General features: G+C 73.0%; 1 protein-coding gene. It reads left to right on the top strand.

The features are described from left to right. On the top strand, positions 1–1,105 hold a 1,105-nt coding region (locus DEIPI_RS39875; protein ID WP_045234320.1), incomplete at both ends, for a thioredoxin domain-containing protein.

The following is a 1,105-nucleotide window of genomic DNA, read 5'->3' as shown; positions in this document are numbered from 1 at the left end:
GGCTTCGGCCACGCGCCGAAGTTCCCCGCGCCGACCCTGCTGGACTACCTGCTGGCCGTGCCCGAGGGGCGGGACATGGCCGTGACGACCCTGAGCCGCATGGCGGCGGGCGGCCTGTACGACCAGCTCGGCGGGGGCTTCCACCGTTACAGCGTCGACGAGCGCTGGCTGGTGCCGCACTTCGAGAAGATGCTCTACGACAACGCGCAGCTCGCGCGGACGTACCTGCACGCGTACCAGGTGACGGGCGACGAGGCCTTCCGCCGGGTGGCGCGCGAGACGCTCGCGTACCTGGAGCGCGAGATGCGCTCCCCCGAGGGCGGCTTCTTCAGCGCGCAGGACGCGGACTCCGAGGGAATCGAGGGGAAGTTCTTCGTGTGGACCCCGGACGAGGTGCGCGCGCTGCTGCCCGGGCCGGACGCGGAGATCGTGATCCGCTCGTACGGGATCACGGAGGCGGGGAACTTCCAGGACCCGCACCACCCGGAGTTCGGGCGGCGGACGGTGCTGTCGGTGGTGTCCTCGCCGGAGGCGGTGGCGCGGGACATGGACCTGAGCGGGGACGAGGTCCGCGAGCGGCTCGCGCGGGCGCGCCTGAGGCTCCTCGACGCCCGGGAGGAGCGCGTGCATCCCGGCACGGACGACAAGGTGCTCACGTCGTGGAACGGGCTGGCGCTCGGCGCGTTCGCGGAGGCGGCGCGCGTGCTGGGCGAGGCGCACTACGCGGACGTGGCGCGCGAGAACGCGGCCTTCGTGCGGGAGCGCCTCACGCGGGAGGACGGTACCCTGCTGCACTCGTACCGGGACGGCGTGGCGAAGGTCACGGGGTTGCTGGAGGACCACGTGCTGTACGCGCTGGGCCTGGTGGACCTGTACCGCGCGACGGGCGACCTCGGGTCCCTGAACTGGGCGCGGGACCTGTGGGGCGTGGCGCGGCGTGACTTCTGGGACGAGGAGCGCGGCGCGTTCTGGTCCACGTCGGGCGGCGCGGAGACGCTCATCACGCGGCGGGTGGACGCGTTCGACTCGGCGGTGATGAGCGACAACGCGGCGGCGGCCCTGCTGGGCGCGTGGATGGAGCGCTACTTCGCGGACGAGGACGCGG

The sequence above is a fragment of the Deinococcus pimensis DSM 21231 genome (genome assembly GCF_000519345.1).
GTDB lineage: Bacteria > Deinococcota > Deinococci > Deinococcales > Deinococcaceae > Deinococcus_A > Deinococcus_A pimensis.
This window is presented reverse-complemented; position numbering and strand designations above follow the sequence as displayed.